Source organism: Microbacterium sp. ZW T5_45, from assembly GCF_044987415.1.
In the GTDB taxonomy this organism is placed as follows: domain Bacteria; phylum Actinomycetota; class Actinomycetes; order Actinomycetales; family Microbacteriaceae; genus Microbacterium.
The window spans coordinates 140,546-148,455 of the sequence record NZ_JBJDRJ010000006.1 but is presented as its reverse complement, the minus strand read 5'-3'; the positions used below and the strand labels follow the sequence as shown (position 1 = coordinate 148,455).

At 68.4% G+C, this 7,910-nt stretch carries 9 protein-coding genes; 1 reads left to right on the top strand and 8 read right to left on the bottom strand.

The features are described from left to right. On the top strand, positions 1 to 1,126 hold a 1,126-nt coding region (locus ACI3KS_RS04830; protein ID WP_404915764.1), incomplete at its 5' end, for a hypothetical protein. Between the two features lie 233 nt (positions 1,127 to 1,359). On the opposite strand, the gene ACI3KS_RS04825 is transcribed toward ACI3KS_RS04830, so the two are convergent. From ACI3KS_RS04825 to rapZ, 8 genes are all read right to left on the bottom strand, one after another. Then, positions 1,360 to 1,713, bottom strand: coding sequence for an RNA polymerase-binding protein RbpA (locus ACI3KS_RS04825; RefSeq protein ID WP_404915762.1), 354 nt, complete (start codon positions 1,711 to 1,713; stop codon positions 1,360 to 1,362). Continuing rightward, complete coding sequence (gene secG / locus ACI3KS_RS04820) at positions 1,713 to 1,961, bottom strand: preprotein translocase subunit SecG (RefSeq protein ID WP_404915760.1); 249 nt, start codon at positions 1,959 to 1,961, stop codon at positions 1,713 to 1,715. The genes ACI3KS_RS04825 and secG overlap by 1 nt, the downstream gene beginning before the upstream one ends. 84 nt (positions 1,962 to 2,045) lie before the next feature. After that, positions 2,046 to 2,837 (bottom strand): triose-phosphate isomerase, encoded by a 792-nt coding sequence (gene tpiA / locus ACI3KS_RS04815; protein WP_404915758.1) that lies wholly within the window; start codon positions 2,835 to 2,837, stop codon positions 2,046 to 2,048. Continuing rightward, a complete protein-coding gene (locus ACI3KS_RS04810) occupies positions 2,828 to 4,042 on the bottom strand; it encodes a phosphoglycerate kinase (protein WP_404915756.1) in 1,215 nt (404 codons plus the stop codon). The genes tpiA and ACI3KS_RS04810 overlap by 10 nt, the downstream gene beginning before the upstream one ends. 11 nt (positions 4,043 to 4,053) lie before the next feature. Continuing rightward, complete coding sequence (gene gap, locus ACI3KS_RS04805; protein WP_404915754.1) at positions 4,054 to 5,064, bottom strand: type I glyceraldehyde-3-phosphate dehydrogenase; 1,011 nt, start codon at positions 5,062 to 5,064, stop codon at positions 4,054 to 4,056. 103 nt (positions 5,065 to 5,167) lie between these two features. Then, entirely contained in the window at positions 5,168 to 5,794 is a 627-nt protein-coding gene (locus ACI3KS_RS04800; protein ID WP_404915752.1) for a superoxide dismutase, read from the bottom strand. A 186-nt stretch (positions 5,795 to 5,980) separates the two neighbouring features. Further along, positions 5,981 to 6,958 (bottom strand): DNA-binding protein WhiA, encoded by a 978-nt coding sequence (whiA, locus tag ACI3KS_RS04795; RefSeq protein ID WP_404915750.1) that lies wholly within the window; start codon positions 6,956 to 6,958, stop codon positions 5,981 to 5,983. Positions 6,959 to 7,027: 69 nt separating this feature from the next. Beyond that, positions 7,028 to 7,900 carry an RNase adapter RapZ gene (rapZ, locus tag ACI3KS_RS04790; protein WP_404915748.1) on the bottom strand — a complete coding sequence of 291 codons (873 nt, stop codon included), beginning with the start codon at positions 7,898 to 7,900 and terminating at the stop codon, positions 7,028 to 7,030. Between the last annotated feature and the right edge of the window lie 10 nt (positions 7,901 to 7,910).

Genomic DNA, 7,910 nt, shown 5'->3' with positions numbered 1-7,910 from the left:
ATCCCCCACCCGCCCTCGACGAAGCCGGGTCCCGCTGGTTCTCGGCGTGGTGGGCGTCCTCCTGGCAGGAGGCGCCTTCGGGGGGCTGCAGGTCGCCTCGAATCTCTCGTACGACGACAGCGCCGCCCTCTTCGATGCGTCGGGCGACGCCGTATCCGCGGCGCTGACCGAGGCCGGTCAGAAGTCCGAGGCGGTCACGATCGCCACGACCGCGGCCACGCAGATCTCCAATGGCGACTCCTCGGGGCTGGTTCCCGCCGAATCCGCTGCCACGCTGTCCGCCGCCACGACCGCGGCGAGCACCCTCGTGACCGACCTCGCCCCCGAGTTGGAGGAGGCAGTACCCGCCGCCGATCCGAAGCCCGGATGGTTCTGGGAGCTGTTCGGTGAGGCCGAAGCCCTCTCCGCACAGGCGACCGAGCTGGATGCGAGAGCGGCGGAGCTCGAGGCGTCCTCGGCCGATCTGGTCGACGCCGGCGCCGCGCTCGATGACGCAGCGATCGCCGCGCTGTCCGGGGCCGCAGAATCGGCCGCCGGCTTCGAGTCGGCGCACATCTCGGCGAAGACGCTCGACGTCATCGCGCTGCGTGACGCGGCATCCGCTCTCGCATCGGTGTCGACGCTCGACGACGATGCCGTCAGCGAGTTCGCGACCCTGCAGAGCGCCGCGGCACAGGTCGTCGCCTCGGAGCAGACGGAGCTGGCGGAGAAGGCAGGACCGCTGCTGCAGACCAGGCTCGAGATCGAGGCCTTCGCGCGCTCGCTCGCGCCCGGTGTGCTTCTGGAGTTCGACTGGAGTCCGATCGTCAACGGCTACGGCGGGTCCACGGGCATGGGCGGGCTCACGACCTGGTGGTGGGACCAGGGTCGAGCGGCGATCGAGCTCTCGAACTCGGTCGCCGAGCAGTGGCCGGCCGAGAGCTCGCGTGCACTCGTCGCCCACGAGGTCGGGCACGCGATCAGCGTCAAATGCGAGGGCATGTACGACGCGTCCACCTCGGAGAGCATCGAGAGTTGGGCGACGGCGTGGGCGATCAGCATGGGCTTCACCGACGACGGCAACGGCGTCTGGGCGTACGGCTACCCGCCGCAGTCCTACATCGACGCCGCCTACGGATGCCGCTGACCCCGGCGCACGCGTGACCCCGACGCACGCCTGACCGGCATGCACCCGCGCCTATGCCCGCGCGAAGGGTCGGAGCCGTGGGCCGACACGCCGACGTTCACGTTCACCTCACGGCGTGTCGCGGCGCAACTCCGACTTCTCGCACACGAGGAACGCTGCCGCGTGCCGCGCCGGGAACGACGAAGCCGCCGCGATCGGATCGCGGCGGCTTCGTGACGGGAGTGTGCTCGGGGTCACTGACCCCGGCGCTCGCGCAGCTGCGTGAGCGCGTCCTCGAGGAGCTGCACGGCTTCCTCGTCGGTGCGACGCTCCTTCACGTACGCGAGGTGCGTCTTGTAGGGCTCGGTCTTCGACAGCGCAGGCGGGTTCGCCTTGTCACGACCGGCGGGAAGACCCGACTGCGGGTGATCGATGGTCTCCGGGATCTCCTCCTCGGGAAGACCGGCGGCGAAGTAGCGCACGGTCTCGTTTCCGAGGCCATCCCAGTACGAGACCGCGATGCGGTCGGCGTGATATCCGTGGTCCTGCTCGCCCATGGGGCCGGAGCCGACGCGGGTGCCGCGGATCGCGTTTCCACCGGTGGCCATCAGATCACCTCGAACTTCGTGATGAGACCCAGTGCGACGATCGCGACGAACCAGGTGAGGGCGAGGATGACCGTGAAGCGGTTGAGGTTCCGCTCGGCGAGGCCGGACGAGCCGACGGCCGAGGTCATGCCGCCGCCGAACATGTCGGACAGGCCGCCGCCGCGGCCCTTGTGGAGCAGGATGAGGAGGGTCAGCAGCACGCTGGTGATACCCAGCACGACCTGCAGGACGAACTCGAGAATTTCCACGGGGAAGAGCCTTTCGATGGGGCGCGGACTGCCCCGGTAACGGTCAAGTATACGGTGTGGCGGGGCCGCAGCCCCGCCACACGCTCATACTCCGACGTGCTTCTCGAACCGGATGATCGCGGCGAACTCGTCGACGACGAGGCTCGCCCCGCCCACGAGTGCACCATCGACATCGGGCTCGCGCATGAAGCTCGCGATGTTCGCGGACTTCACAGAACCGCCGTACAGGATGCGGGTGCGCGCTGCGGCGTCGTCACCGAGCTTCGCCGCGATCACGGCGCGAAGAGCGGAGCACACCTCCTGAGCCTGCTCCGGCGAAGCGACCTGACCGGTGCCGATCGCCCAGACCGGCTCGTAGGCCACCACGAAGTCGTCCGAGGCCGAGACCGCGCCGAGCGCGACCTCGAGCTGGGCGATCGAGACCGCCGTGGGGCCCGACTCCTCGCGCTGAGCCAGCGTCTCGCCGACACAGATGACCGGCGACAGCCCGTGCTTCAGTGCCGCCTTGGTCTTCGCCGCCACGACCTCGTCCGACTCCGCGTGGTATTCGCGGCGCTCGGAGTGGCCGATGATGACGTACTTCGCGTCGAGCTTCGACAGGAACGCGCCCGACACCTCGCCGGTGTAGGCGCCGGAGTCGTGCGCCGAGAGGTCCTGCGCACCGAGGGCGAACGGGATCTTATCCGCGTCGATCAGCGTCTGAACGCTGCGGATGTCGGTGAACGGCGGGAACACCGCGACCTCGACGGATCCGTCCTCGTGCTTCGCGTCCTTCAACGTCCAGTGCAGCTTCTGCACGAACGCGACCGCCTGCAGGTGGTCGAGGTTCATCTTCCAGTTGCCCGCGATCAGCGGGGTACGGTTCGCTATGCCCATCCGAGCACCTCCAGGCCGGGTAGTCTCTTGCCCTCGAGGAACTCGAGGCTCGCGCCGCCGCCGGTCGAGATGTGACCGAAGCGGTCGTCCGCGAAGCCGAGCTGACGCACGGCCGCGGCGGAGTCGCCACCGCCGACGACGCTGAGGCCGTCGACCTCGGTGAGCGCCTGTGCGACGGCCTTGGTGCCGCCCGCGAACGCCGCGAACTCGAACACACCCATCGGGCCGTTCCAGAACACGGTCTTCGAGGAACGCACGACGTCGGCGAACCGTGCCGCCGTCTCGGGTCCGATGTCGAGTCCGATACCGGATGCGCCGAACGAGGTGCTCTCGATCGCATCGGCCGCGACGACCTCGTGCGCAGCATCCGCCGCGAACTTCTCCGCCACGACGACGTCCGTCGGCAGCACCAGCTCGACGCCGCGCTCCGCGGCCTCGGCGATGTAGCCGCGAACGGTCTCCAGCTGGTCCTCCTCGAGAAGGCTCGAGGCGACCTCGTACCCCTGCGCCTTCAGGAAGGTGAACAGCATCCCCCCGCCGACCAGGATGCGGTCGACGCGCGGCAGGAGGTGCGAGATGACGCCGAGCTTGTCGCTGACCTTCGATCCGCCGAGCACGACCGCGTACGGGCGCTCCGGGTTCTCGGTGAGCTTGTCGAGGACATCGAGCTCGGTGGCGATCAGCAGTCCGGCAGCCGACGGCAGCAGCTGCGCCAGGTCGTAGACGCTCGCCTGCTTGCGGTGCACGACACCGAAGCCGTCGGAGACGAGAACGTCTCCGAGTTCGGCCAGCTGCGCCGCGAAGGCGCCGCGAACGGCGTCGTCCTTCGCGGTCTCGCCCGCGTTGAAGCGCAGGTTCTCGAGCACGACGATTCCGCCGTCCTCGAGCGAGTCGACGGCATCGTGGGCCGACTCACCGACCGTGTCGCGGGCGAACGCGACCGGCTTGCCGAGCAGCTCGGAGAGTCGCTGTGCGACCGGCGCGAGGCTGTACTGCGGGTCGGGCGCGCCATCGGGACGGCCGAGGTGGGAGGTGACGACGACGCGGGCGCCGGCGTTGAGGAGGGCGTTGAGGGTCGGCAACGAGGCGCGTACACGACCATCGTCCGTTATGACCCCGTCCCGAAGCGGGACGTTCAGGTCACAACGGACGATGACGCGCTTGCCCTCGAGCGGACCCAGGGAGTCCAGGGTGCGCAGAGTCATGTGTCTGAGGTTCAGAGACGCTCGGCGACGTACTCGGTCAGGTCGACGAGACGGTTGGAGTAGCCCCACTCGTTGTCATACCAGCTCGAGACCTTGACGAGGTTGCCGCTGACGTTGGTCAGCGTGGCGTCGAAGATCGACGAGTGCGAGTTGTGCACGATGTCGCTGGAGACGATCGGGTCCTCGTTGTACTGCAGGAAGCCCGCGAGACGACCGTCGGCCGCCGCCTTCTTGTACGCCGCGTTGACCTCATCGACGGTGAGGTTCTCACGGTCGGTGATCAGCGTGAGGTCGACGATCGAGCCGGTGGGCACCGGAACGCGGTACGACGAGCCGCTGAGCTTGCCGTTGAGCTCCGGCAGGACCTCACCGATCGCCTTGGCCGCACCGGTGGAGGCGGGGGTGATGTTGATCGCGGCCGCGCGGGCACGACGCAGGTCGCCGTGGGGGCCGTCCTGCAGGTTCTGGTCGGCCGTGTAGGCGTGAGCGGTCATCATGAAGCCGCGCTCGATACCGAACTCGTCGTTGAACACCTGGGCCAGCGGCGCGAGGCAGTTGGTGGTGCAGGATGCGTTCGAGATGATGTGGTGGGCAGCCGGGTCGTAGCTGTCCTCGTTGACGCCCATGACGAAGGTCGCGTCGACGCCCGTGCCGGGAGCCGAGATCAGCACCTTCTTCGCGCCGGCCTCGATGTGCTTCTTGGCGAGCTCCGCCTTGGTGAAGAAGCCGGTCGACTCGATGACGATGTCGACGCCCAGCTCGCCCCACGGCAGGTTGGCGGGGTCGCGCTCCGCGAACGCCTTGATCTCCTTGCCGTTGACGGTGATGCTGTCCTCGTCGTAGCTGATCTCTGCATCCAGCACGCCACCGACGGAGTCGTACTTCAGCAGGTGCGCCAGGGTCTTGTTGTCCGTGAGGTCGTTGACCGCCACGATCTCCAGGTCCGCTCCCTGCGCGAGCGCCGCGCGGAAGTAGTTGCGTCCGATGCGGCCGAAGCCGTTGATACCGATCTTGACAGACACTCAGGTCTCCTGATTTCTTGTGCGCTCGCGCGCGGTTTCAACTGGGTGAAGCATGGACAGCGGCGTCCCGACGGGGATGTCCCCATCGGGACGCCCGTCTTGATTACGACAGTACCAGCAGGCCGTCGGTCTGCTTGCGGGCGACCTCGAAGCGCTGGGCCACGTTCTCCCAGTTCGCGATGTTCCACGCGGCCTTGACGTAGTCGGCCTTGACGTTGAGGTAGTCGAGGTAGAAGGCGTGCTCCCACATGTCGAGCTGGAACAGCGGCACGGTGCCCTGCGCGGTGTTCGACTGCTGGTCGAACAGCTGCTGGATGATCAGACGCTGGCCGATCGAGTCCCAGCTCAGCACCGACCATCCCGAGCCCTGGATGCCGAGCGCGTTGGCCGTGAAGTGTGCCTGGAACTTCTCGAAGGAGCCGAAGAACTCCTCGATCGCGGTCTTGAGCTCGCCCTCGGGCTGTCCGCCGCCGTTCGGCGAGAGGTTGGTCCAGAAGATCGAGTGGTTGACGTGGCCGCCGAGGTTGAACGCAAGGTCCTTCTCGAGCTTGTTCACGTTCGCGAGGTTGCCGCTCTCACGAGCCTCGGCGAGGCCTTCGAGCGCCGCGTTCGCGCCGGCGACGTACGTCGCATGGTGCTTGTCGTGGTGGAGCTCCATGATCTTGCCGCTGATGTGCGGCTCGAGAGCTGCGAAGTCATAGGGAAGGTCGGGGAGCGTGTACACAGCCATGTCGATTTCATCCAATCCGCGCCGGGCCGCGGCGCTTGCCGGTCCTCCGGACCGCTGAGGTGCGGCACGGAGCAGACGGTCTCATCCTACTGACGACAACGCTCGGCCGGGCCGGAACCTTCCCCGTCGGGAACGAACGAACGCCCCTCCGCACGCGGGCGGAGGGGCGTTCGAAAAAGGAGGATGTCAGGCGTCGAGGCCCGCGGGAACCGCAGCCTCGGTTCCTGGGATTCCCTCCTGCTGCGCGCGCTTGTCGGCCATCGCGAGGAGGCGGCGGATGCGTCCGGCGACGGCGTCCTTCGTCATGGGCGGCTCGGCGTGGTGGCCGAGCTCGTCGAGGCTGGCGTCGCGATGCGCGAGGCGCAGCTCGCCGGCGACCCGGAGGTGGTCGGGCACGTCGTCGGCGAGGATCTCGAGGGCACGCTCGACACGCGCGCAGGCGGCGACGGCGGCCTGGGCGGAGCGACGCAGATTCGCATCGTCGAAGTTGACGAGCCGGTTCACGCCGGCGCGCACCTCGCGGCGCTGGCGCATCTCCTCCCATGAAGTGGCGGTTCGGTGCGCACCCATCTCGGTGAGGATTGTACGGATCGCCTCGCCCTCGCGCACGACGACGCGGGGCATGCCGCGCACCTCGCGCGCCTTGGCTGCCACGCCGAGACGATGTGCGGCGCCGACGAGCGCCATGGCGGCTTCGGACGACGGGCAGGAGATCTCGAGCATCGCCGAGCGGCCGGGCTCGCTGAGCGTGCCGGCGGCGAGGAAGGCTCCGCGCCAGAGCCCTGCGACCTCTGCGCGGGACCCGGTGGTGAGACGGTTCGGGAGACCCCGGACCGGACGTCGGCGCTGATCCAGCAGGCCGGTCTGACGAGCGAGGGTCTCCCCCGCCGCGATCACGCGGACCGCCCACCGTGCGCCGTCATTCGCGGTGCTCGACTGCACCTGCGCGATCTCGGGACGGACCCCGTAGATCTCGGCGAGATCCCTGGCCACGCGCTGCGCGAGAACCTCGGCGTCCACTTCTGCCTCGACAGCCACCCGCCCGGCGATCGAGTGCAGGCCGCCGGCGAACCGGAGCACTGCCGTCACCTCGGCGACACGCACCGTGGGGGGTGCATTGCGGATGCTGACCAACTCAGCCTTGACGTCGGTGGTTAGTGCCACGGGACTCCTTCACGCTCACGCGCCGGGTCGCGGCGCAAACCTCCAGCCTACCCCGTTCCGGCGTCCGGACTACTCCCGGCCCAGGTCTCGATGGCGCACGTTCACCGCGACGCCGGGGACCGCCGCGAGTCTGCGCGACAGCTCCTCCACCATCGCCACCGACCGGTGCTTTCCGCCCGTGCAGCCGATCGCGACGGTCGAGTGGCTCTTGTTCTCGCGCTGGTATCCGAGCAGCACCGGCGTCAGGGCCGCTGTGTAGGCGTCGAGGAATTCCATGGCACCATCGCGTGACAGCACGTAGTCGCGCACGGCCTCGTCCTGCCCTGTGAGTCCCCGCAGTTCCTCGTTCCAGAACGGGTTGGGCAGGAACCGCATGTCGGCGACGAGGTCGACGTCGGTGGGCAGTCCGTACTTGAAGCCGAAGCTCATCAGGGTGACCCGGTGACGGGCGGACCCCTCATCGGCGAAGAGATCCGAGACCTGGGTAGCGAGCTGGTGGATGTTCAGCGCGGAGGTGTCGATCACGAGGTCGGCGGACTCTCTGATCGGCGCGAGTCGAGACCGCTCCGTGCGGATGCCGTCGAGTAGGGTGCCGTCGGCCTGCAGCGGATGCGGGCGGCGCACGGCCTCGAACCGGCGGACGAGCACATCGTCGCCCGCGTCGAGGAACAGCACGCGGACCGATCCTCGGGAACGGAGGGCCCTGGCCACGCCGGGGAAGTCGTCGAAGAGGTTCCGGCCGCGCACATCCACGACCGCCGCCACCTTGGGGAGCGCGTCGCCACCCATGTCGGTGAGGTCGAGCAGCGGGCGCAGGATCTGCGGAGGCAGATTGTCCACGACGTACCAGCCGAGATCCTCCAGTGCGTTCGCGACGGTCGTACGCCCTGCGCCCGACATGCCTGTCACGATGAGGAACTCGCCCTTGTCCCCGTCAGCCATCATCTCCCTC

What these genes read in the sequence shown, in the direction of transcription:
- ACI3KS_RS04825 (WP_404915762.1), bottom strand. Translation starts at nt 1,713, where the DNA reads ATGGCCACCGGTGGAAACGCGATCCGCGGCACCCGCGTCGGCTCCGGC.
- tpiA (WP_404915758.1), bottom strand. Translation starts at nt 2,837, where the DNA reads ATGGGCATAGCGAACCGTACCCCGCTGATCGCGGGCAACTGGAAGATG.
- ACI3KS_RS04810 (WP_404915756.1), bottom strand. Translation starts at nt 4,042, where the DNA reads ATGACTCTGCGCACCCTGGACTCCCTGGGTCCGCTCGAGGGCAAGCGC.
- ACI3KS_RS04800 (WP_404915752.1), bottom strand. Translation starts at nt 5,794, where the DNA reads ATGGCTGTGTACACGCTCCCCGACCTTCCCTATGACTTCGCAGCTCTC.
- rapZ (WP_404915748.1), bottom strand. Translation starts at nt 7,900, where the DNA reads ATGGCTGACGGGGACAAGGGCGAGTTCCTCATCGTGACAGGCATGTCG.